20 protein-coding genes and 2 tRNA genes are annotated in these 22,434 nt (G+C 34.0%); 9 read left to right on the top strand and 13 right to left on the bottom strand.

Going from position 1 to position 22,434, the window contains the following annotated elements:
* Position 1: 1 nt before the first annotated feature.
* From L1S34_RS03395 to era, 5 genes are all read right to left on the bottom strand, one after another.
* Positions 2 to 1,063 carry a hypothetical protein gene (locus L1S34_RS03395; protein ID WP_236362832.1) on the bottom strand — a complete coding sequence of 354 codons (1,062 nt, stop codon included), beginning with the start codon at positions 1,061 to 1,063 and terminating at the stop codon, positions 2 to 4.
* Between the two features lie 295 nt (positions 1,064 to 1,358).
* Entirely contained in the window at positions 1,359 to 2,669 is a 1,311-nt protein-coding gene (gene der / locus L1S34_RS03390) for a ribosome biogenesis GTPase Der (protein WP_144889166.1), read from the bottom strand.
* 170 nt (positions 2,670 to 2,839) lie between these two features.
* Positions 2,840 to 3,049: a helix-turn-helix domain-containing protein gene (locus tag L1S34_RS03385; RefSeq protein WP_086453359.1), complete on the bottom strand. Its 210-nt coding sequence runs from the start codon at positions 3,047 to 3,049 to the stop codon at positions 2,840 to 2,842.
* A gap of 3 nt (positions 3,050 to 3,052) precedes the next feature.
* Complete coding sequence (locus tag L1S34_RS03380) at positions 3,053 to 3,601, bottom strand: DUF2975 domain-containing protein (protein ID WP_236362831.1); 549 nt, start codon at positions 3,599 to 3,601, stop codon at positions 3,053 to 3,055.
* Positions 3,602 to 4,074: 473 nt separating this feature from the next.
* Positions 4,075 to 4,956, bottom strand: a complete 882-nt coding sequence (gene era / locus L1S34_RS03375; protein WP_086453362.1) for a GTPase Era — start codon at positions 4,954 to 4,956, stop codon at positions 4,075 to 4,077.
* Between the two features lie 119 nt (positions 4,957 to 5,075).
* Between era and L1S34_RS03370 the strand changes: the two genes are divergently transcribed.
* From L1S34_RS03370 to L1S34_RS03345, 6 genes are all read left to right on the top strand, one after another.
* Positions 5,076 to 5,148: transfer RNA gene (locus L1S34_RS03370), tRNA-Met, on the top strand.
* Positions 5,149 to 5,182: 34 nt separating this feature from the next.
* Positions 5,183 to 5,255, top strand: a tRNA-Met gene (locus L1S34_RS03365).
* 323 nt (positions 5,256 to 5,578) lie between these two features.
* The gene (locus tag L1S34_RS03360) at positions 5,579 to 5,830 is read left to right on the top strand and encodes a GIY-YIG nuclease family protein (protein ID WP_236362830.1); all 252 of its coding nucleotides are present in this window, start codon (positions 5,579 to 5,581) and stop codon (positions 5,828 to 5,830) included.
* 591 nt (positions 5,831 to 6,421) lie between these two features.
* Entirely contained in the window at positions 6,422 to 7,258 is an 837-nt protein-coding gene (locus L1S34_RS03355) for an alpha/beta fold hydrolase (protein WP_236362829.1), read from the top strand.
* A gap of 1 nt (position 7,259) precedes the next feature.
* On the top strand, positions 7,260 to 7,754 hold the full coding sequence (locus tag L1S34_RS03350; protein WP_236362828.1) for an RNA polymerase sigma factor: 495 nt from the start codon (positions 7,260 to 7,262) through the stop codon (positions 7,752 to 7,754).
* On the top strand, positions 7,741 to 8,310 hold the full coding sequence (locus L1S34_RS03345; RefSeq protein ID WP_236362827.1) for a hypothetical protein: 570 nt from the start codon (positions 7,741 to 7,743) through the stop codon (positions 8,308 to 8,310). Before L1S34_RS03350 ends, L1S34_RS03345 begins: the two co-directional genes overlap by 14 nt.
* Positions 8,311 to 8,519: 209 nt before the next feature.
* Here L1S34_RS03345 and L1S34_RS03340 read toward each other — a convergent pair whose 3' ends face one another.
* The 5 genes from L1S34_RS03340 to L1S34_RS03320 form a co-directional block, all read right to left on the bottom strand.
* Positions 8,520 to 9,371 (bottom strand): alpha/beta hydrolase, encoded by an 852-nt coding sequence (locus L1S34_RS03340; RefSeq protein WP_236362826.1) that lies wholly within the window; start codon positions 9,369 to 9,371, stop codon positions 8,520 to 8,522.
* 193 nt (positions 9,372 to 9,564) lie between these two features.
* Positions 9,565 to 11,850 carry a GH92 family glycosyl hydrolase gene (locus tag L1S34_RS03335; RefSeq protein WP_370637576.1) on the bottom strand — a complete coding sequence of 762 codons (2,286 nt, stop codon included), beginning with the start codon at positions 11,848 to 11,850 and terminating at the stop codon, positions 9,565 to 9,567.
* An 806-nt stretch (positions 11,851 to 12,656) separates the two neighbouring features.
* Entirely contained in the window at positions 12,657 to 13,172 is a 516-nt protein-coding gene (locus L1S34_RS03330) for a phosphoheptose isomerase (protein WP_236362825.1), read from the bottom strand.
* 969 nt (positions 13,173 to 14,141) lie between these two features.
* Positions 14,142 to 15,173 carry a LacI family DNA-binding transcriptional regulator gene (locus tag L1S34_RS03325; protein ID WP_236362824.1) on the bottom strand — a complete coding sequence of 344 codons (1,032 nt, stop codon included), beginning with the start codon at positions 15,171 to 15,173 and terminating at the stop codon, positions 14,142 to 14,144.
* Between the two features lie 313 nt (positions 15,174 to 15,486).
* Positions 15,487 to 16,341: a leucine-rich repeat domain-containing protein gene (locus L1S34_RS03320; RefSeq protein ID WP_236362823.1), complete on the bottom strand. Its 855-nt coding sequence runs from the start codon at positions 16,339 to 16,341 to the stop codon at positions 15,487 to 15,489.
* 177 nt (positions 16,342 to 16,518) lie between these two features.
* On the opposite strand from L1S34_RS03320, the gene L1S34_RS03315 reads away from it, so the two are divergent.
* A complete protein-coding gene (locus L1S34_RS03315) occupies positions 16,519 to 17,001 on the top strand; it encodes a DUF1761 domain-containing protein (protein WP_166133398.1) in 483 nt (160 codons plus the stop codon).
* Between the two features lie 40 nt (positions 17,002 to 17,041).
* Here L1S34_RS03315 and L1S34_RS03310 read toward each other — a convergent pair whose 3' ends face one another.
* On the bottom strand, positions 17,042 to 17,320 hold the full coding sequence (locus L1S34_RS03310; protein ID WP_236362822.1) for a 4a-hydroxytetrahydrobiopterin dehydratase: 279 nt from the start codon (positions 17,318 to 17,320) through the stop codon (positions 17,042 to 17,044).
* A 97-nt stretch (positions 17,321 to 17,417) separates the two neighbouring features.
* Here L1S34_RS03310 and L1S34_RS03305 point away from each other — a divergent pair, with 97 nt between their 5' ends.
* Entirely contained in the window at positions 17,418 to 18,566 is a 1,149-nt protein-coding gene (locus L1S34_RS03305) for a GNAT family N-acetyltransferase (protein ID WP_236362821.1), read from the top strand.
* Here L1S34_RS03305 and L1S34_RS03300 read toward each other — a convergent pair.
* A complete protein-coding gene (locus L1S34_RS03300; RefSeq protein WP_255710693.1) occupies positions 18,559 to 19,452 on the bottom strand; it encodes a diacylglycerol/lipid kinase family protein in 894 nt (297 codons plus the stop codon). The two genes, L1S34_RS03305 and L1S34_RS03300, sit on opposite strands and share 8 nt — an antisense overlap.
* 54 nt (positions 19,453 to 19,506) lie before the next feature.
* Between L1S34_RS03300 and L1S34_RS03295 the strand changes: the two genes are divergently transcribed.
* A complete protein-coding gene (locus L1S34_RS03295; protein WP_236362819.1) occupies positions 19,507 to 20,475 on the top strand; it encodes an App1 family protein in 969 nt (322 codons plus the stop codon).
* Between the two features lie 31 nt (positions 20,476 to 20,506).
* On the opposite strand, the gene L1S34_RS03290 is transcribed toward L1S34_RS03295, so the two are convergent.
* Complete coding sequence (locus tag L1S34_RS03290) at positions 20,507 to 22,414, bottom strand: ABC-F family ATP-binding cassette domain-containing protein (RefSeq protein WP_236362818.1); 1,908 nt, start codon at positions 22,412 to 22,414, stop codon at positions 20,507 to 20,509.
* Between the last annotated feature and the right edge of the window lie 20 nt (positions 22,415 to 22,434).

Here is a 22,434-nt window from a genome sequence, read left to right as displayed (position 1 = left end):
TTTAGTAAGTATTAAGAAATTTTTCAAAAATGTCATTGACATTTGACAAATCTTCTTTCAAATCTTCTAATTTATTATTACTGACATTATAATCTATTTTTTTCAAAAGGATATTTAAGATATCAGTTTCAAAACTTTCTTCAAACATTGGCTTGTCTTTATAAATGAAATAATTTGATAATTTATTGTTTTCTTCATCAATTGAAATTAATAATAAATCATTATTTGCTGGTGTTTTTTCGTCAAGTTCTAAATTTGTATAATAGTTAACTTTATTTTTAATTTTGATGAAATGTTTTAGTAATTCTGTGCTTCTGATATCTCTAAAATATTTTACTTTGTCAAAATTAACTGTGATATTATGTTTGTCTTTGAGTTGATCATCAAAGTTAAATAAATGTGAGGTTGTGAGCGTGAAATTATTATTTTTAAAAAAGTTATTATATTTAATTCTAAATTCCTTTTTAACTTTTTTTACATAAAGTATATTTTCAAATTCAATTTTTAACTCTTTGGCTATAATATTTTTTCTGGTTGTTTTATTGATAAATTCAAAAACAGTTTTGTATAGATTTATTAATAAAAAGATAAAAATAAGAAACGAATAAAACAATAAGATTAAAATATTCGTTTTATAAATTACTAAAATTTTAAAAGTAAAAATTAATACTAAAAGATAAAAAACAATAGCAAATCCGAAGTATGTGATAAATTTAAAATGTACTTTTTTGGTAATTATTTTTTCTAAATCATCTCTATCATCTTTTAAATGAGTCAGTAATAAATTAGTTACGAATAAATTCATAGAAACTAAAGTTATAACACTCGGTGTTAAAATCTTAATAGTGTCGTTGAAGTCAATATCTAATATATTAAGAAATTCAAAATTAAAATATGTATAAAGAAAAACGATTAAAATGGAACAAAGAAATATTAATAAAATTTGCTTAAAAGATAAATTTGAAAAAAAATTATTAATTTTATTTGTCTTATCACTATATGTTTTATACAATTCGGGAAATTCTGAATTTATTTCTTTTTGGGTTTCTGATAATATTGACATTATTTGATTTTTATCGATTTTTTCCTGCGTTACACCATCATTTCTCACAACTAATGTATATGTCTCATAAAACAAATCCAATCTATCCTAATATCGATAGCTTCATGCCATTACAAAAGTTCTAATTGCCACGAAAATAATCATAATAATTTTCTTAACAATAGAAATCTTCAAATAACTCACAAATCCATAAACTAGAAATAAATACTACAAAAAAACCCAAGAATAAAATCTTAGGCTTTTGGCATCTGTAACAACAAAAAAAAACACTTCGTTACAAAGTGGTTTTCTAGTTTTATTTCTCTCTAATATAAATATCGATTGGCACTCCTGAAAAATCCCAATTTTCTCTAATTTTATTTTCAAGGTAACGTTTGTAAGGTTCCTTAACGTATTGTGGCATGTTAGCAAAAAATACAAACTGAGGCGTTTGTGTAGGCAACTGCATGCAATATTTAATTTTTACATATTTCCCTTTGGTAGCTGGTGGCGGATAAGCCTCAATTACCTTAAGCATGAATTCGTTAAATTTAGAAGTCGCAATACGCTGCTGTCTGTTTTCGTATACTTTTACCGTAGCTTCTAATGCTTTTAGCAAACGCTGCTTGGTCAATGCCGAAACAAAAAGAATAGGCACATCCGTAAACGGCATTAATTCTTTCTTGATTTTCTCTTCGTAATCGCGGGTTGACATGGTATCTTTTTCAACCAAATCCCATTTGTTTACCAAGATTACAACACCTTTTCGGTTTTTTTCGGCCAACCAAAAAATACTTTGGTCTTGCCCTTCAAATCCACGTGTCGCATCAATAACAAGGATACAAATATCAGCATGCTCAATAGCACGCACAGAACGCATTACCGAGTAAAATTCTAAATCTTCTTTTACCTTAGCCTTACGACGAATTCCCGCAGTATCCACCAAGTTAAATTCAAACCCAAAACGGTCAAACTTCGTATCAATAGCATCACGCGTAGTACCCGCAATGTCTGTTACCATAAAACGTTCTTTACCAATCAAGGCATTGATAAAACTTGATTTACCAGCATTTGGTCGCCCAACTACTGCAAAACGTGGCAATACCACTTCCTCTTGAACAGGTTCTGGTTTTACCGGGAAAGCATCAATTAAAGCATCCAATAAATCTCCTGTTCCACTACCAGATATACTGGCAAACGTATAGTATTCACCCAAACCTAAGTTGTAAAACTCCAAGGCATCTTTCTCACGCATGGCGTTATCAACCTTGTTTACCGCTAGCAAAACTGGCTTAGTCACTTTACGCAACAAGCGCGCCACCACATCATCCATAGGCGTAATGCCTTCCTCAACATCAACCACAAAAATAATTACATCGGCCTCATCAATAGCCAGTTCTACTTGCTTACGGATCTCGCCCTCAAACACGTCATCAGAACCTTTTATGTATCCTCCGGTATCAATTACAGAAAATTCTTTTCCGTTCCACTCGCTTTTACCATAGTTTCTATCGCGGGTCACCCCAGATACTGAATCTACAATAGCTTCTCTTCTTTGTATCAGCCTATTAAAAAGGGTCGATTTCCCTACATTAGGTCTTCCTACTATCGCAACAATGTTATTCATAATATAATTTGAAAATTCGTTTTTCCGAAACCTTATTTTTCCGTTTCGGGTGGCAAAGGTAGTGTTTAAAAGCGTGATTATCAATTTTTTTCGAATATTAGCCACAACGCCAAAACCTAACCACCTCATCTTCAAAACAAAACTCACAACGGCAACACTAGCGTTTGTATTTATTCGTTCTTCGAATATTCTAAAATATCGCCTGGCTGGCAATCTAAGGCTTTACAAATAGCTTCCAAAGTACTAAACCGAACCGCCTTAGCCTTTCCTGTTTTTAATATGGATAAATTAGACAAGGTCAAATCTACCTTCTCCGAAAGCTCGTTCAATGACATCTTGCGCTTAGCCATCATCACATCTAGGTTTACAATTATTGCCATAACTTAAATGGTTAGTTCGTTTTCTTGCTGCATTTCGATTCCTTTTTTTATAATTTGCCCAATTACCAATAAAATGACACTCATAAACCACCACACATCACCGCCACCAAAACTTAAATCAGCAACATTAGGCATTTGTAGTCCGTCTGCAATCAAATTCTTTGTAAAGCCAGCTCCCCACAAGGAAAACAACCCAATTCCAAAAGAAATGGTAGCCACCAAATCAATAAACTTTTTCAGAGAATCATTAAAAGGCTGTGCCAAATCAATTTTTTTACTGTGAAAAACGAGTACAATAGTATAAAACAAGATCGCTTTCAACACCGCAACAATACACATTAAAACAGTCAAAGTCACATAATGCGACTGGTTGAAATGATACAAAGCTGCCAAATCAACCTCTGTCCAAAACTTACTTGCCCCAGCAGGATTGAGCAGCAACGTAAAAACAGTGTTAAAAATAAAGCCACCCGCCTGGATGCAAAGCCCCACAAAAATAATCCAAGATACCACTTGCACTACTTTAAAAACAAAATTGGTTTTTCTAGACATGATACAAAGTATTTAAAATTAAAACACAAATATATCAATATTTATTGAATAACAATAAAAATACATCATTTATCAAAATATTTTTATCACTTTTAAAATCATCAGGAGCTATTCCAGCGCTACAATACAACTCCTCGCGCCTCAAGGAGCTGTTGCAAAGCCCGTGCAGGAGCTTCCTTTGGTCGCTCTACACGCGCAGCAACAGCATCCTTTTTTCGCTGCGGGGTTTCCTTTTCGTTCTGGGCTAAAAAAAAAATCAGTACAAGAGACTAACTCTAGTACTGATTTTAAATATTGCATTTAAATGAAAACTAAAAAATTACCATCAATTCACTCCTCACTTCTCACTCCACACTTCTCACCTCTCACCTCTCACTCCTCACCTCTCACTTCTCACTATTCACTTCTCGCTTCTCACCTCTCACTCCTCACCTCTCACTTCTCACTATTCACTTCTCACTATTCACTATTCACTACTGATTATACCCAAAACGCTTCAACATATTCGCGTTACTTCTCCAGTTTTTGTTCACTTTTACGTAAAGCTCAATGTGAATTTGTTTTCCAAAGAATTTCTCTAAATCTTCACGCGCCTCAGTACCTACCTTTTTTAAGGCGGCACCTTTATGACCAATCACAATTCCTTTTTGAGTTTCGCGTTCCACCATAATCAAAGAACGAATGCGAATGATATTGTCGTCTTCAAAAAATTCTTCGGTAACAATTTCAACTGCGTACGGAATCTCTTTGCTGTAATTCAACAAGATTTTTTCACGAATGGTTTCATTCACAAAAAAACGCTCTGGCTTATCCGTAAGTTGGTCCTTTGGGTAATAGGCTGGCGACTCTGGCAAAAGTGTAATGATTCTTTGAAAAACTTCAGGAACATTAAAATTTTGCAACGCTGATATTGGGTATATTTCAGCATTCGGAACTTTCTCTGTCCAAAAAGCCACTTGTTGCTCTAATTGTTCTTGGTTCGAATTGTCAATTTTGTTCAGCAATAGCAAAACTGGAATTTTCGAGTGGATGATTTTATTAAAAAACGCTTCGTCTTTAAGTTCCTGCTCCCCTATTTCGACCATGTAAATCAACACATCAGCATCTTCAAAAGCCGATTTCACGAAGTTCATCATCGATTCCTGCATTTCGTAGGCAGGCTTAATGATTCCTGGCGTATCCGATAAGATCAATTGAAAATCCTCACCGTTTACAATACCTAGAATTCTATGACGAGTTGTTTGTGCTTTTGAAGTAATAATTGATAATCGCTCTCCAACAAAGGCATTCATTAATGTTGATTTACCAACATTTGGATTCCCTATGATGTTTACAAAACCTGCTTTATGTGACATATTTTAAAATAAATTTATCATGCAAAGGTAGCCATATCAACTCAATAGACGAAATAAAACATTTTTTAAAATTTTGATTGTATTTCTAGAAAAACGTCGTACATTTGCACCCGAAACAACGCGGGATAGAGCAGTAGGCAGCTCGTCGGGCTCATAACCCGAAGGTCACAGGTTCGAGTCCTGTTCCCGCTACTAAGTAGCCTTATTGAGATTACAAAACGCACATCGCGGGATAGAGCAGTAGGCAGCTCGTCGGGCTCATAACCCGAAGGTCACAGGTTCGAGTCCTGTTCCCGCTACTAGAAAGCTTCAGAGAAATCTGAAGCTTTTTTTTGTTTATTTTACTTTATTTAAATTTTAGACACGAATTAGGAGGGCTCATATCCGCCGCGGCGGACACAGGTTCGAGTCTCCGCCACGGCGGACTACTAGAAACCTTCAGAGAAATCTGAAGCTTTTTTTGTTTATCTTAGCTTTGATGAAGCCTTATTCACATTGTAGACACGAATTAGGAGGGCTCATATCCGCCGCGGCGGACACAGGTTCGAGTCTCCACCAGTGCGAGACTACTATAAAAGCTTCAGAAAAAGCTGGTGTTTTTTGTTTTTAAAAACTTTCTATTATGGATGAATTTGTGGTTTACATTTTATATTCTGAAAAATTCAATAAAAACTATACAGGATTTACATCGAACCTCATAGAACGTTTCAAATCGCATAACGTTTTAGGCACCAAAGGACACACCTTGAAATTTAGACCTTGGACTGTAATTTATGTTGAATTTTTCTCTTCTAAAGCTGAAGCCATGAAAAGAGAAAAATATTTAAAGTCAGGAATTGGAAGAGAGTTTATTAAAAATTTAATTCTAAAATAAAAACTCGTCGGGCTCATATCCGCCGCGGCGGACACAGATTCGAGTCTCCACCAGTGCGAGACTACTATAAAAGCTTCAGAGAAATCTGAAGCTTTTTTTGTTTATCGTAGATTTAATAAAGATTATTCAGATTGATGGTGCGAAGTCGAAGACATTCGCACATCTTTCGATAAGGTGCTTTTATGAGAGAGCAAGGAGATCAATTTGAACTACCTTACTTTGTAAATGTTTCCGACTTCGAGCCATTTAAAATATTTTTTCACCGCAAATTCGCAGATTGTGGTATTATTTAATCTGCGAATCTGCGGTTATATCAGATGTAATAATGCTTGATGCAGATTACGGATGAAAGTCGGAGACATTCGCACAGCTTTTAAAAGACACTCTTCTTAGAGAGCGGTTACTATGACGAAAACACCACTTGAAAAAGCTGGTGTTTTTTTTCTTTAAAAAACTTACAATCACTCTGATTTTCTTGCCTTTAAATCCAAAAATTGATTCTCAAAAAAAAAAATTAAAAAAAAATGTTTTTTTGAGGTAACAATTAATATCGTACTGTATCAAAAGGTAAACTTTAAAAAAATACATCTTATGAAAACGAAATCTATTTTAATTATTGCATTTTTCCTTTTGATCTCAAAATCTGTTTTTGCTCAAACTGCCTTCAAAGTAGAGGTAAAAGGAAAAGGAACTCCAGTCTTGTTATTTCCTGGTTTTGGTTGTACCGGTGAAGTTTGGAATGAAACAGTAGCCGAACTTTCTAAAAACAACGAATGTCATATTTTTACTTTTGCGGGATTTGGGAATGTCCCTCCTATTGAAACTCCTTGGTTGGCTACCATCAAAGATCAGGTCATTTCCTATGTCAAAACTAAAAAAATAAAAAATGTTACATTAATTGGTCATAGTTTAGGAGGTACTTTAAGCTTGTGGTTAGCCTCTCAGGAAACCAATTTGTTCAAAAAATTAATCATCGTTGATGCTTTGCCTGCAACTGCCGCTTTAATGATTCCTAACTACAAAGGAGAAATTATTTCGTATGACAATCCGCAAAGTAAAATGATGATGACTATGGACCAAAAAGCGTTTGACGGAATGAATTCGCAATCCACTTCTTTTATGTGTATGAACAAAGAAAAACAAAAGACTATCAATGAATGGATGCGTCTTGTGGATCGAAAAACTTACGTTCACGGTTATATCGACATGCTAAACTTAGACCTGCGCAAAGAAATTTCTAAAATTAAAATTCCTGTTGTAATTTTAGCTGCTTCAAATCCAGATCTTACCACAGTACAAAACACCTATAAAGCCCAGTATGAAAACCTACCTTCTGTTAAAATTGAGTATGCAGCAAACTCCGCTCATTTTGTTATGTACGATCAACCGGAATGGTTTATGGATAAAGTAAAACTTGAATTAAAATAAGGTGGCTAAAAAAGAATTATTCGACGAGATTTATTACAAGCACTACAATAAAGTGTTTCGATTGTGCAAAGGATATTTTTGTGGCGATACCGCATTAGCCTCTGATGCAACTCAGGAAATCTTTATCAAAGTTTGGGAGAAGTTAGACACTTTTAGAAATGAATCAAATATCAGCACTTGGATTTACAGAATTGCAGTAAACACTTGCCTTCTTTATTTGAGAAAATCATCTACAAAGAAAGAAATCAGGACCGATATCCTGCCTCAGATTGTTTCAGAAACCTATTCGAGCGAAAAAGATGAGCAGCTTAGACAAATGTATCAATGCATACAAAAATTGGAAGAAACGAACAAGATGATCATCCTGATGACTTTAGACGGTTTAGAATATCAGGAAATATCAGAAGTAATCGGGATAACCGAAGAAACCCTTCGCGTTAGAATTCACAGAATCAAAAAAAGTTTAACTCAATGTGTACAAAATGAAAACATTTGAAGAATTACAAAATATCTGGAATCAGCAGACAGCATCTGAATCACAACCAACTCCCAGCGAAATTATAAAAAAAGCGGAGTTACATACTAAAAAAATTAAACGCAGTCATTTATGGACCAGAATAATTTTAAGCCTTACCTCAATAATATTAATCTCTTATTATATTTGGGCTGATGCTTATAGAAACATACAGTTTAGTATTGGCTTGTGCATTATGATTGTAATGCTTGTGAGCCGCGTAGCCTTAGAATGGATCAGCGTAAAAAAGCTTGCCAATTTAAATACTGATCTCACATTAATAGAGTACAGTAAACTAGCACATCAGTTTTATACTTGGAGAAAAAAAATACATTACATCCTTACTCCTATTATTTACCTCACGTATACAGCTGGATTTACATTGCTCTTACCAGTTTTTAAATCAATTTTCTCAAGAGGCTTTTATCTATACATTTTATTAAGCGGATATATTTTTTTATTTCTATTTGCATTTTTTATGATACGATTCATTCAAAAGGAAATAAAACTTTTACACTTCTTGAAAAACATTTCGTAAAGAAACAATTGGCAGCTGTTTTAGCGTCTCCCATTACTAGAAAAGCTTCAGTCTAAAATCTGGAGCTTTTTTTATTAATCTTAGATTTACTGAGCTTTATTCAAATTGAAGGTGCGAAGTCAGAGACATTCTCACAACTTTTAATAAAACAAAAATTATGAAGCGAAGCATTTTTGAAAATTTTATATTTTATATTTCAATTCTAAAAATTACTTTAAATGTTCCATTTTCTCAGCGGTTATTTTCTTCACTTGATTGACCAATAATGGCAAAGCAGGCTCTACCATATTATGTCCGAAACCTTGAATTTCATAGAGCGTTGTAGCTTTATGACCAACAACTTTCATCATTCGCATGAAATATGCATTCTCTTCGTAACGTCCTAACATTTCTAGTTCTCTATCACCCGTAATGAGTAATAACGGTGGTGCATCAGCGCGCACATGATACAAGGGAGCGAATGCGTCAACGACAGGCTGGGTGTCTGGAATTCCACGTTCTTTGCGCAATTCATAATGAGTAATTACTTGCGGACTTAACGGAATTAAACCTGCAATTGTATTCGCATCGGCATTTTTTGCCTGCAACCATTTTTTATCCATACCAACCATCAGGGCCAGGTAACCTCCTGCGGAATGTCCAGAAACAAAAATTAACGACTTATTTCCACCGTACTTTTCGATATTTTGAAACGTCCATGCTACCGCAGCAGCAGCATCTTCGATACATTTTTCGACTTTTACCTTTGGTGACAACCGATAATTAACAGAAATCACTGCAAAACCTTTGTCTTTTAGTCCGTCCGGTAGCTCTTTGTTTCCACCTGAAAGTCCGCCACCATGAAACCAAATTACCGTAGCGAAACCTTTGCTGTTTTTTGGATAATAAACATCTAAAACGCAGCGCTCTTTAACGTACTCATCGGTCTTTGAGTTAGTAATATCATAATAAGAAACGTTACTCACCGTAGCGTATTCTGTTTTTTGAGCCCATAAAATGGAAACTGTAAAAAGGAAAAAGATTGCGAAAATTTGTTTTTTAATCATGTCGTAAGGTAGCATATTTATTTTGTAGCTCTAAAATTAAGTAAAACGTGTACACTGGCAATTTAATACTACCTAAAAAGTCTTGATTATTATTACAACTTATCTAAAGGCTAATTTGAATTGTTTGGACTGATCATTTTGTAGGAACACAATAACAAATAGAAACCACAAATCAATACTTGTTCTAAATGTGATAGCAAACTTACCTTTAGTTTTCGTTAGTTAATGAGTACGGAACATCTTCCTTTTTTGTGCCTCTTTTTAGATTGGGCGTTGCAGACATTTCTATTTCTAAAGAAGCACCTTTAATTAGCTCTGAATGACTGATCCAGTTTTTAGAATATGTTTTACCATTGAATTGCAATGATTGGATGTACCTATTTTCAACAGTATTTGCTGGAGCATTAATTTGAATTGTCTTACCGTTTTCTAGCTGAATAGTTGCCTTTTTAAACAATGGAGCCCCTAAAACATATTGATCAGATGCTGGAGTCACAGGATAAAATCCGAGAGCTGAAAAAACATACCAAGCAGAGGTTTGCCCATTATCCTCGTCACCACAATACCCATCGGGAGTGGCGTGATACATTCTGTTCATCGTCTCTCGAACCCAATATTGCGTTTTCCATGGCTCATTGGCGTAATTATACAAATAAATCATGTGCTGAATCGGTTGATTTCCGTGAGCATATTGTCCCATATTAGCAATTTGCATTTCTCTCATTTCATGGATTACTCCTCCTTTAAAATTGCCCGTCGCAAAAACAGGTGGAGCAGAAAAAACTTTGTCTAACTGCGATACAAATGTCTTTGGTCCGCCCATTAAATCTATCAAACCTTGCACATCATGAAAAACGGACCACGAGTAATGCCAACTATTTCCTTCTGTAAAACCATTAAACCATTGAAAAGGATCAAAAGGAGTAATAAATTTACCATCCTTGTTTTTTGGTCGCATTAAATTATAAGAAGGATCAAATAGATTTTTATAATTTAAACTTCGCTTTTTATACAAGTCGATTTCGGATTGTGGCTTTTTCAAGGCTTTAGCCAATTGATAAATCGCAAAATCATCATAAGCATATTCCAGAGTTCGAGCTGCACTTTCATCATCGGCGTCTTGTGGCACAAAGCCCAAGGTATTATAAAAATCAACTCCAGCTCTACCCACAGCTCTCAAAGGACCTGCATTATTGGCGCCATGAATTAAAGCTTGGTATAAATTTTCGATGTCGTATTTTGAGTTTTTTCCGCTCTTCAAATACGCCTCAGATACAATAGAAGCCGAATTATTACCCACCATGATATCGCGTAAACCAGGACTTGACCATTCTGGCAACCAACCGCTTTCTTTATAAGCATTCGATAAGCCTTCTTGCATCTTAGCATTCAAATCAGGATACATCAAGTTTAAAAATGGGTATAAAGCCCTAAAAGTATCCCAAAACCCAGTGTCAACAAACATATAACCAGGTAGTACTTGACCATTATAAGGGCTATAATGAACTATATTTTTGTTTTTGTCAAACTCATAGAATTTTCTTGGAAAAAGAAGCGAGCGATACAATGAGGAATAAAAAGTTCCCATTTGGTCAGTCGTCCCGCCTTCTACTTTTATTCGGTTTAGCTCCTTATTCCAAATGGCTTTTCCTTTCGCTTTGAGCGCATCAAAATCATCATTCCCAATTTCTTTTAAATTCAGTTCCGCTTGTTCATAACTAATAAAAGACGAGGCTACTTGTAAATTAACCGCTTCTCCCGATTTCGTTTTAAAACCCACTACTACGCCGGCATGGTTGGCTTGCATTTCTAAAGCATTACCTAAAACATCGCCATTAAAAGTTGCATTTGTTTCAAAATCTTTATCAAAAACAAGCACAAAATAATTTTTGAAATTTTGAGGCACACCACCACTATTTTTTGTGGTATAGCCAATAATTTTTCTTTCAGAAGGAATAATTTTCACATAAGATCCTTTGTCAAAGGCATCAATAACAACATATGCATTATTGGTTTCAGGAAAAGTAAAACGAAATCGTGCAGCCCTTTCGGTAGGTGTAATCTCGGTTGTTACGTTATGATCAGCCAAATACACACTATAATAGTATGGCGTAACGGTTTCAGCTTTATGCGAAAACCAACTTTGGCGCTCCTCTTCCTTAAATTTTAAATCACCAGTGACCGGCATGATTGAAAACTGACCGTAATCGTTCATCCACGGCGAAGGTTGATGGGTTTGCTTAAAACCTTTAATGCGGTTTGCTTTATAGGTATATGCCCAACCATCACCCATTTTTCCTGTTTGGGGTGTCCAAAAGTTCATTCCCCATGGCATTGCTATGGCGGGATAGGTGTTCCCATTCGAGATTCCATAATCTGAATCGGTACCAATTAGCGGGTTCACCCAATCAACAGCTTGCCTAGCTTCTGTAACCACAAGTTCTTGTGCTGTACCCGAAACTATGAAAAACAGACTCAACAACACGAACCGAATTCTATTTATTTTTATACTCAAAACTACATTATTAATTGCGTTAATTATTCCTTTTCTGACTTCGGAATTTCTAAAAATATCTTTTACCAAGCTTTCGAAAATAAGCTGTAAACCAGTTTCCTTCTAAATCTAAATCTGTTGTCTGTGTTCAAACTGCTCCTGCAAAACCAACTTTAGCTGATTGTAGTTATATTTATTTTGCAGTTGTTTGCTTTTATACAATTTCAGTAACACAGACTGTTAGCACCACCAAACTGTAATTTTAAACATGGATTTTGTTAAACTGAACGAAAGTAAAATAAAGGTGATATTAAAATCCTTCTTAACAAAAATACTAATACGTTTTAGTTTAAAAAATATTTTTCGCTAAATTTATCTTTCATTATAGCTTAATAGGATTTGGATTTAGGAACATCAAAATTTTGAAAAATTAATCATTAAAAAAGTCATTGGACGTAACAAACATTTCATTATTAGCAAGCCAAAAAAATAAACGAAGGAGGAAGAATTACGTAGATATTCAAAAAAGCAATTGAATTACTCAATTCACCGAGCAAATGACTATAAAAGTTATTTAAGTTTATAAAAATGAACGGATTAAAACAAATCAAAGACAATTTTAGAAAAATACTTTTTCTGTTTTTATCTACCAGAAAAATTAAATCTTAGATTTCGATACAAAGAATATTCGTTAAAATACCCTGAATAAATTCTATAAAAAAAGGTCTATTGCATCTGCAATAAACCTTTTAGGTTTTACTTTTTTTGTAATTAGCTTCCTTTGTTGAAAAGAATCATCTTGAAAATTATCTACCAAAATCATCCTGTAACCTAACAATATCCTCTTCGTCTGAAGGATGATCAGGATCCGTATGCTGCCAAATTTCGGCTACAACACCCCAAGTATTCAAACCTATCAACCGATGACGTTCTCCTGTATTCATTTTTATAAAATCACCCGCTTCAAGCACTTTTAAATCTCCTTCTTCATCAGTGTCACTTATTTTTACTCCGACCGGTCCATTGACTACTTTCCACACTTCAGACCTTCTGAAATGATACTGCCAAGAAAGTCTACATGATGGCGCTACAACCAAAATTTTTGGGCTTCGCTTAGATGTGAAATCTTCTGACTCTGGAGCAAGATTAGGAAAAAAATTTGAAGCAAAAGTATTTGTTTCCTTTTCATTTATCACAAAAAAACCACCCCAAGGTCTAGTTTGATCTTCATTTTCGATAGTGTAGTTAGCCGTTTCTAATTGATTTCTGATCTCATCAAAAACAACTGATTTATCTAAATCGTTTGATAACTGTAATTGCATTTTTTAAATAATTAAATTAAAAATGAGGCAGTTCCTCCTTTGTTTTTTTTCAAAAAACCTCATTATAAAAATAAGCTGCCTCCAATATAATAGTTGCTTCGGTGTTTTCTAAAATTGCTATAGGCATCTTTAATCCCAAATTAGCAAATTATTGTTTTAAAGCAGTTAGAAATAAACATTCACTATTTGTAAATTTCCTATCGACACTAATATACTTCGGCAAAATTACGCAGAAAAGGCGTTAAAAATAAACTTAAATTGAGTGTAAATTTTTGATACACCTTTTTAGCCGCTTCATTACTCAGTTCTGCCAATTCCGTTATTCCTTCTTGTAGCTATAACCCTATTCCATTTTCCTATTCCTAAATAAACCGTCAAGGTAAAAATAATCATTTCCTGCACCATCTTTCAATTCTTTATACTGCAAAAGTCCTTTTTTCGGAATTGGAACACCTTTAACTATTCGGAAAGTATCTTTTAAATTACAGCAACATAATCGGTACATTGTGTTATTGGAACAAATCTTAAAAACATCATTAGTGTTTTTATAAGTGGTCAATTTTCTAAGAACTACTTAGCAACTTGCATCATTTAAAAATCGAGTAAACAACTGTGCTAAACAGAGATATTTCGCAATTCTTCTACAAAAAAACTTCTGACAGCGCTTCTTAATTCATATTTCATTCAAAATTGACAATTCCTATTTGCTAATGAAAATGCAACTCCAATTGGTAACACGGCTAGTATTTGAATTTTAAAAAAATTAAATTCAAAATGTATGATAACCTACTATTTATCATACAAAAAAATTACTTTTTGAATAAAAGTCAAACATCAAGATGTAAAACAGTTGTTTATAATCGTTAGGCAGGATTTAAAAAAATAAATTGTACTGTTCTTTCCTTACAAGACAAAGAATAGTTAAAATAAAAAGAGTTAAATACTAGGTTTAAAGCGTGAGCCTAGTTGCTAGTTAGGAGTTGCCAAAGAGGACTCTCTAATTTTCAATTTTCCTTGTAATACAACTCGTTTTGGGCTTTCATGAACTTCTTTTCGCTGTAGTAACGGTAAAAGAATTTTCATTACTTCGGTACTTATTTCAACCATAGGCTGAGATACAGCAGAAATCGTAGGGGTATGTATTTTGAAGAATTCATTATCATCAAAAGTAAACATGCCCAATTTATTAATTAAATGAGGTGCGTTTTTCTTGAGTACTTTTAATCCTGTTTGAGCCAAATAATTGGTTGCAAAAAATACAGCGTCTCTATTTTCGACTTCAATAATGAATTTTTTTATAGAATCCCTAGATGTTCCAGCGCTTGATTCAACATAAGGTATCACTAATACATTAGAAACTAAATCCGCCTCTGTAATGGCTCTTTCATACCCTCCAAGACGATCTGTCATTTGGGTTTGAGTGGAATCTGTTGTAATAAAACCAATACTCTTAAAATTATTATCGATTAAATGTTGAATTGCATTGTACGTAGCTTGTTCATTATCTACCACAACGCTATTACAATCTAAATCAGAAAAATACCGATCAAGCAAAACTACTGGTATATTTTCGTCAAGCAATTCTTGAATCACGCTTTTAATTCCGGGAGAAGGCACAATGATAAAACCGTCTACTTGTCTGTATTTAAAAAGACGAATAAGCTCAATTGATTTTTCATCATTGTTTTCGTTGCTACAAAAAATAACTTTATACCCTTTACTGTATGCAATATCCTCGATTACACGAGCTAATTTAGAGAAAAAGCTATTCGAAATATCTTCGACCATAAATACTAAAATATTTGATTTACCGGTACGAAGACTTTGCGCTATTTGATTTGGTGTATAATTTACCTCTTTGGCGTAATTCAATACTTTCTGAATAAGTAAATCAGAAATGTGTTTCTCCTTCCCTTTTCCATTCAAGACGAAAGAAACCGTTGTCACTGAAATTTTAAGATGTTCAGCTATTGATTTAATCGAAACAGGTTTTTTTTTCATCTTTACAACTGCATTAAAAAACGGATAATTTACTTTTAATTGATTACCAAATGGTAAGCACCAAAGATAATAAAAGTATTATTAACAAAGGATAAGCGATACGAGATGCACTTTGTTTTTTTATATTTCCTTGATTTAGCTTTCTTAAATCTCCGTTAAACCAAAAAATCATTAGTAACCGACGATTTCAACGCATAGTTTTTTTTGCAAAGCGAGAAATGAAAAAACACAAAAAAACCTGTAAAGTAAACTCCACAGGTTGTAATGAACTAAGTTTATTAAAAGCAACTAAATATGAATTCTATTATTAATGTTAATCTTCGGCTACAATCGCTGTATTTCGTGAAGTGCTTAGCTCTAATAGGGTTGCTACGCCTTTATCGTTTACCATAGTCATGTTTAAGGTATCTAAAACAGCTAGATTTCTTGAAACCAAACCATTAAATTGGTTGTAAGATAAATTCATCTCTTTCAAATTGTTCAATTTTTCTAATTCAAAAGGAACTTGACCTACCATTTTGTTATCAAAAAGACTTAAGTTTTCTAATGCTATTAATTGCTCAACTTTTCTGTCCAAAGCACCTACCAAAAGATTACTGTTCAATAGTAATGCTTTAAGATTTTTAATTTCATAAAGAGATACCGGAATTTCACCTTCTAATTGATTATTGAATAACGAAAGCACTTCTAATTGACGTAGAGCACCGATGGCTTGTGGCAATTCACCAGATAAACCATTCATGTATAATTCTAATTTCTTTAGGTTATTTAATTCACAAATAGCGTTTGGAATTGAACCTTGAAGTTTATTAAACGAAAGATTCAATACTTGCATTTGCTTTAACTCTCCTATCGCAGAAGGAATTGTCCCCGCAATTTGATTTTTGTGTAAATCTAATTCTTGTAAACTTTCTAAGTTTTTAATTTCAGCTGGCAATTCTCCAATCAAGTTGTTATCTGCTAATTGAAGTGCAACAACTTTATCGTTTTGCAACTTTACTCCAAACCATGTAGATACCGGAGCTGATAAATCCCATTTAACTTTCCATTGACTGCCGTTAGTTGACTCATACAATTTTACAAGTGCTTCTTTTTCGCTTGGTGAAACAGCAGCTAGCATTGAAAATGCACAAAATATAGTTAGTAATAGAGTAGTTTTCGTTTTCATACGCTGAAATGTTTGATTTAACAGGACGAAAGTACACTTAAACGGGTTTACCAGCAAATAAAATCGACGAACGACATCATTTGTGTTTTTTTTTAAAGATATACCTTACAATACGTAGTTGAAATCATTTTTCAAATGTTTTAGTATATTTGTTTTAACAACTTAAAAACTAAAATTATGGAAATCAATTTTTTAGCACTGCTGGTAGCCGCTTTATCAACATTTGCAGTTGGATCTATATGGTACCACCCAAAAGTTTTTGGTACACGATGGATGAAAGAAACAGGACTAACTTTGGCGCAATTGCAACAAACTAATTTATTTGTTTTGTTTGGTGTATCAATTATTTACGCACTAATGATTAGTTTTTTAATGCAAACACTAACTATTCATCAATTTGGTGCATTAGGAATGATTGGTGGTGATCCAGCATCAGCTAAACCATCTTATGGAGCATTTATGAACGATTACGGAACAGCTTTTCGAACCTTTAAACACGGAGCTCTTCATGGCTTCTTATCGGGGCTTTTCTTGGTTTTACCTATAATAGGAACAACCGCTTTACACGAAAAACGTAGTTTTACTTACACAGCAATTGTTAGCGGATATTGGATCGTATCCTTTATGATAATGGGTGGTATTATTTGCGCTTGGCAATAATCTAAACATTTTGTAATTATCATTTAACTACTTGCATTTATTACTTTATCGTTTCAATTGCTTCCGCAATTTGCAGGTCTAAATCAGTAACTCCATTGTGATCGTGAGTTGTTAAGGCAATTGAAACTTTATTATAAGAATTTGACCAATCTGGATGATGATTCTGTTTTTCGCAAAGCAGCGCCACTTGAACCATAAAAGCAAAAGCTTGTTTAAAATCTGAAAAAATAAAGTCTTTGCAAATACGATCGTTATTCAATTCCCAACCACTAAGCTTGGCTAATGCTGGCATGAGAACATCTGGAGTTAATTTTTTCATTTTTATATCTTTTTATCAGGTTAAAGATAGCTATTTAATCAAGAAGATATAAAACATTAAGATTATTACTTAATTTTGAGGAAAATTAAAAATCCTATTGACCTCCTCGTTTTCATTTCAATTATTTACTTCAGCTATTACTCTTCCTTTAGAGTGGGACACTATTGCTGTGACCAATCTTTTTCTTACTCGTAATTACCTACAAATTTTAGAGGAATCAGCACCCGAAAATATGGATTGCCATTTTATTGGGATTTATCAGGAAAACCAAGTAAAAGGAATTGCACTTGCTCAATTTTTAGATTTAAACCAAGTACCATCATACGGTGCTCGCGATAAATCATTAAAAACAAACATCCGTAACTTTGCATTTAAAAATTTTGGAGCCCACGTATTAGTCATGGGCAACAATATGCTTACAGGTCAAAACGCTATGGCTTTCGCCAATGATACTCCTAAAGACGAAGTATTGCAATGCATTCAGCAAGCAAGTAAAGCATTAGAAAAAAAATATAAGTCATTGGGTAAAAAAGTACACATCAGTACTTACAAGGATTTTGTGAAGAAGGAAATTAGTGATTTTGAACTCCCTTCATTTAAAAATTATTATCGATTTAGCACCCAGCCTTCCATGTTGTTTTTTATTAAAGAATCTTGGAAAAAAGAGCAGGACTACATTGATTCCTTGTCAAAAAAATACAGAGACCAATACAAAAGAGCTCGCAAAAAAGCAGCAGGAATTGAAAAACGAAAATTACATTTAGAAGATATCATTCACTTTGAAAAGCGCATTTACGAACTGTATTTGCACGTGGCAAAAAACGCTCCCTTTAACACCTTTTTTCTAGCCAAAAATCATTTCCAGAAGCTGAAAGAAATTCTCAAAGATCAGTTTTTATTTTACGGATACTTTATTAATGATGAACTAATTGGATTTAACACTTTATTGAAAAACGGCAACACTATGGAAACTTATTTTTTGGGTTACGATGATTTGCTACAACGAGAAAAGATGTTGTATTTGAATATGTTATACGATATGATTGCCTATTCAATCAATAAAGGATTTAACGAAATTGTTTTTGCAAGAACAGCGCTCGAAATTAAAAGCTCCGTTGGTGCAGTACCAGTTGACATGTTCGGTTTGATGCGACATAGCAACCCTATCATTAATCGATTTATGCCCTTGTTGTTTCCTTATTTAGAGCCAGAAACCATTTGGCAAGAACGAAATCCTTTTAAATAACGCCAGCAACAGCTGGAACTGCAACTTTTATTTGTTGGTGTAAAATAGCGATATCGAGCTTAGTTTGCTTCCCACAATATTCTCCATCAATTTGAAAATTAACCGGTTGTTGAGTCGTTATTGTTGCTTTTTTCGTCGAAATAATTTCGACATCTTCATCATTTATTGGCATGTTTCCGGTGATAATTTTACCAAAAAGAACCAAATCCATATTTTTTAAAATCACCAATTCAAACAATCCATCATCCATCAGTCCCGCCGGATTTATGGTTACTCCTGTTCCGTATTTTTGGGAATTGGCAATAACAATCATGCGTGCCTCACAAGCAACAGTGGGAAAATCTCCTGTAATGGTTGCAAAAAAAGGAGGTTCTAAATCAATTAGTGTCGAAACGGTTTGTAGCATGTACCCTATTTTACCTCGAATGCTTCCGTTTTCGTAGTTCTTAACCAAATCAGCATTCAAACCAATATCACTTAAATGGATACTTTTTTTACCGTTTATTGCAATCATGTCAATGGCTTTAGTCTCGCCAGAAAATGCAATTTCAAGATTCTCCTCAATGGTAGTTGGTAAATTCAAATCGACTGCCAAACCATTTGCAGAACCTGCTGGCAAAATACCCAAGATAACATCATGCTCCTCCATTGCCTCTGCCACCATTTTGATTGTACCATCTCCACCTGCAACTAATATGCGTTCGAAAAGAAATTTGTTGTACAAGGTTTTTATGTTTTCAATATCATCTTCACCAGTTGTGGTATAAACCTCAAGATTCACTCCCAAATTTTCAGCAAATTCCGAAACCAAGGTTATAATTTCCACCTTGTCAATATCACCTGAAATAGGATTTACAACTAGCAATATATTCTTTTCCACTTTCATTATGTTTATTACTTAAAAATCTCTAATTTGACCCTATCAAAAGTACCAAAATATATGAAACCAATTCTAAAATTATATCGCGGCTATGCAAATGACCAAGAATTGATTGTCATGGGACATGTTTTTAAACCCTCCTCGGTCGAAGAATATAATTTTCAAAGGAAGAATCTTAAAAATGCCACTTCTATTATCAAGCTTTTTCAAATAAAAACTTTGGCTAATGCCGATGTCTATTTGCATTACAAAGGCCTAAACATACATACAAAAACACTAGACGATGGCTACTTTAAGTTTTGTATACCAATGGATACAGAAATGCAGTACGGTTGGAACGAATACAAAGTAAGCACACCCTATAAACAGAACAGTATTTCAGAAAAAGGTTCCTTTATACGACCTCACAAGGGCAATCTTGGAATAATATCTGATATTGACGATACTTTTTTGGTATCGCACACTATTAGTCCGTTAAAAAAACTATACGAACTCTTATTTAAAAACATCAATAAACGAACAGTATATGATGATGTTGTAACCCATTACCAAGCGCTTAGCACAGCCGGTCGATCGCAAAGTGAGGAGTTCAATGTGTTCTTTTATGTTTCAAGTAGCGAGTGGAATCTATATCGGTTTATAACTAAGTTTACTGAAATGCATCAGTTACCCGAAGCAGTTTTGTTACTTAAGGACATCAAAACTAGCCTTTGGGATTTCTTTTCGACAGGTAGAGGCAATCACAATCATAAATTTGAAAAAATCAAGCATATTTTAGAGTTTTATCCCAACCTTGAATATGTTTTGCTTGGTGATGATTCGCAGCAAGATGCTTTTTTATACGAAGCAATTTGTAAAATTTTCCCAGTAACGGTAAAAGCTGTTTACATTAGACAAACCGGCCCTTCTCCAAAAAAGAAAATAGAGACAACCCTTGAGAATATCGCATCATTAAATGTTCGTATTTGCTATTTTAAAGACAGTAGTGAAGCTATTGCGCATTCAAAATCCATTGGCGTTATTTCATAAAAAAAGAGCCTTTTTAAAGCTCTTTTTTGAATTATAAATTATCTATTTCTTCTTGAATGATTTCCCAATCTAACAAAAGTTGGTCTAAATCTGCTTTCTTTTTATTGTAAGCGGTAAAAAATTTAGCATCTTCGATGTGTTTGTCGTAGTTAGAAGTTAGCATTTTGTCATCGTTTTGAATGTCTCGCTCTAATTGTTTGATTTGACTTTCAACTTTACTGAGTTTGTTCTGCAAGGCTTTGCCTTTCTTTTGGTCTTCGTACGAAGCTTTATTGCTATCTTTAGGCGCAGAAGCTTTACTCGCGTCCTTTTTCTCCACTTCACGCATGTTTTCAAGATTGCGTTGCTCTAAGAAATAGTTGATATCGCCTAAGTACTCTTTGATTTTTTGGTCTTTGAATTCGTAAACAATATTCGACATTCCTTGTAAAAAGTCCCTGTCGTGAGAAACCAGAAGTAGCGTTCCACCAAATTTTTGCAAGGCTGCTTTTAAAACATTTTTAGATTTAATATCTAAGTGATTGGTAGGTTCATCCATTAACAAAACGTTGATAGGCTGTAACAATAGTTTACACAATGCTAAACGGTTACGCTCACCACCCGAAAGTACTTTTACTTTTTTCTCAACATCATCACCACGAAACAAAAACGACCCTAGCATATCTCGTACTTTCATACGATTGGTATCTACTGCTGCGTCTTCCATAGTTTGTAGTAAGGTAATCTCTCCATCTAAATATTCGGCTTGATTTTGAGCAAAATACCCCAATTGTACGTTATGACCGAGCTTTATAGAGCCTTGATATTCAAATTCATCAACAATTGCTTTGATAAAAGTCGATTTTCCTTGACCATTTTGTCCCACAAAAGCAATTTTACTGCCACGCTCAACAAGTAAACTTATATCTTTTAAAATAGTTGTGTTGCCGTAACTTTTTGTCACATCTTCGGCCTCAATTACTACTCTTCCTGGTTCTTTTGAAACTGGAAAAGAAATGTTCATCACCGAATTATCATCTTCATCTACTTCAATACGCTCGACCTTATCTAATTTTTTAATTAAGGACTGCGCCATTGATGCTTTCGATGCTTTGGCGCGAAACTTTTCAATCAATTTTTCAGTCTCCTCAATTTTCTTGGCCTGATTTTTTTGAGTAGCTAATTGTTTCTCTCTAATTTCATGACGCAATTCTAAATATTGAGAATAAGGCTTATTAAAATCGTATGCTTTTCCTAATGAAATTTCAATAGTTCTGTTAGTTACGTTATCCAAAAACATTTTATCATGCGAAACAATCACCACAACTCCTGGATAATTACGTAAAAAACTTTCTAACCAAATGATACTTTCAATATCTAAGTGATTCGTAGGCTCATCCAGTAATAAAACATCATTCGATTGCAGTAGTAATTTGGCCAACTCAATACGCATTCTCCAACCTCCAGAAAATGTTTCGGTTTGATTGTCAAAAACTTCTCTTTTAAAACCAAGACCCAAAAGAATTTTTTCAGTGTCGCCAACATAATTGTAACCGCCCAAAACTTCAAATCGATGCGTATAATCGGAAAGATCTTCGATAATTTGGCTGTATTCATCACTCTCGTAATCCGTTCTTGTTACCAAAAGATGGTTGATTTCTGCCAATTTTTTCTCAACCGCTTTTATCTCTGTGAATGCTTCGTAGGCTTCTTCTAAAACAGTTCTACCGCGTTCAAAATCGATATCTTGTCGTAAGAAACCCATTTTGATATCTTTCTCCTGAGATATCACACCCGAGTCTGGAGCAAAGTCACGCGCTAACATTTTCAACATGGTTGATTTTCCCGCACCATTTTTTCCAACTAATCCAACCCTGTCTCCCGCACCGAGTCTAAAAGTAACTTCTTCAAACAAATAAGAGCCACCAAAAGAAACCGACAAATTATGTATATTAAGCATGTATTGTGATTTTATTCCTC

Source organism: Flavobacterium sp. K77 (genome assembly GCF_021608205.1).
Taxonomy (GTDB): domain Bacteria; phylum Bacteroidota; class Bacteroidia; order Flavobacteriales; family Flavobacteriaceae; genus Flavobacterium; species Flavobacterium turcicum.
The sequence above is the reverse complement of the archived record's forward strand: the minus strand, read 5'-3'. Positions and strand labels throughout refer to the sequence as shown.

What these genes read in the sequence shown, in the direction of transcription:
- L1S34_RS03355 (WP_236362829.1), top strand. Translation starts at nt 6,422, where the DNA reads ATGAAAACGAAATCTATTTTAATTATTGCATTTTTCCTTTTGATCTCA.
- L1S34_RS03295 (WP_236362819.1), top strand. Translation starts at nt 19,507, where the DNA reads ATGAAACCAATTCTAAAATTATATCGCGGCTATGCAAATGACCAAGAA.
- der (WP_144889166.1), bottom strand. Translation starts at nt 2,669, where the DNA reads ATGAATAACATTGTTGCGATAGTAGGAAGACCTAATGTAGGGAAATCG.
- L1S34_RS03395 (WP_236362832.1), bottom strand. Translation starts at nt 1,063, where the DNA reads ATGTCAATATTATCAGAAACCCAAAAAGAAATAAATTCAGAATTTCCC.
- L1S34_RS03360 (WP_236362830.1), top strand. Translation starts at nt 5,579, where the DNA reads ATGGATGAATTTGTGGTTTACATTTTATATTCTGAAAAATTCAATAAA.
- L1S34_RS03330 (WP_236362825.1), bottom strand. Translation starts at nt 13,172, where the DNA reads ATGCAATTACAGTTATCAAACGATTTAGATAAATCAGTTGTTTTTGAT.
- L1S34_RS03315 (WP_166133398.1), top strand. Translation starts at nt 16,519, where the DNA reads ATGGAAATCAATTTTTTAGCACTGCTGGTAGCCGCTTTATCAACATTT.
- L1S34_RS03320 (WP_236362823.1), bottom strand. Translation starts at nt 16,341, where the DNA reads ATGAAAACGAAAACTACTCTATTACTAACTATATTTTGTGCATTTTCA.
- L1S34_RS03345 (WP_236362827.1), top strand. Translation starts at nt 7,741, where the DNA reads ATGAAAACATTTGAAGAATTACAAAATATCTGGAATCAGCAGACAGCA.
- L1S34_RS03385 (WP_086453359.1), bottom strand. Translation starts at nt 3,049, where the DNA reads ATGGCAATAATTGTAAACCTAGATGTGATGATGGCTAAGCGCAAGATG.
- L1S34_RS03380 (WP_236362831.1), bottom strand. Translation starts at nt 3,601, where the DNA reads ATGTCTAGAAAAACCAATTTTGTTTTTAAAGTAGTGCAAGTGGTATCT.
- L1S34_RS03340 (WP_236362826.1), bottom strand. Translation starts at nt 9,371, where the DNA reads ATGCTACCTTACGACATGATTAAAAAACAAATTTTCGCAATCTTTTTC.
- L1S34_RS03290 (WP_236362818.1), bottom strand. Translation starts at nt 22,414, where the DNA reads ATGCTTAATATACATAATTTGTCGGTTTCTTTTGGTGGCTCTTATTTG.
- era (WP_086453362.1), bottom strand. Translation starts at nt 4,956, where the DNA reads ATGTCACATAAAGCAGGTTTTGTAAACATCATAGGGAATCCAAATGTT.
- L1S34_RS03325 (WP_236362824.1), bottom strand. Translation starts at nt 15,173, where the DNA reads ATGAAAAAAAAACCTGTTTCGATTAAATCAATAGCTGAACATCTTAAA.
- L1S34_RS03300 (WP_255710693.1), bottom strand. Translation starts at nt 19,452, where the DNA reads ATGAAAGTGGAAAAGAATATATTGCTAGTTGTAAATCCTATTTCAGGT.
- L1S34_RS03310 (WP_236362822.1), bottom strand. Translation starts at nt 17,320, where the DNA reads ATGAAAAAATTAACTCCAGATGTTCTCATGCCAGCATTAGCCAAGCTT.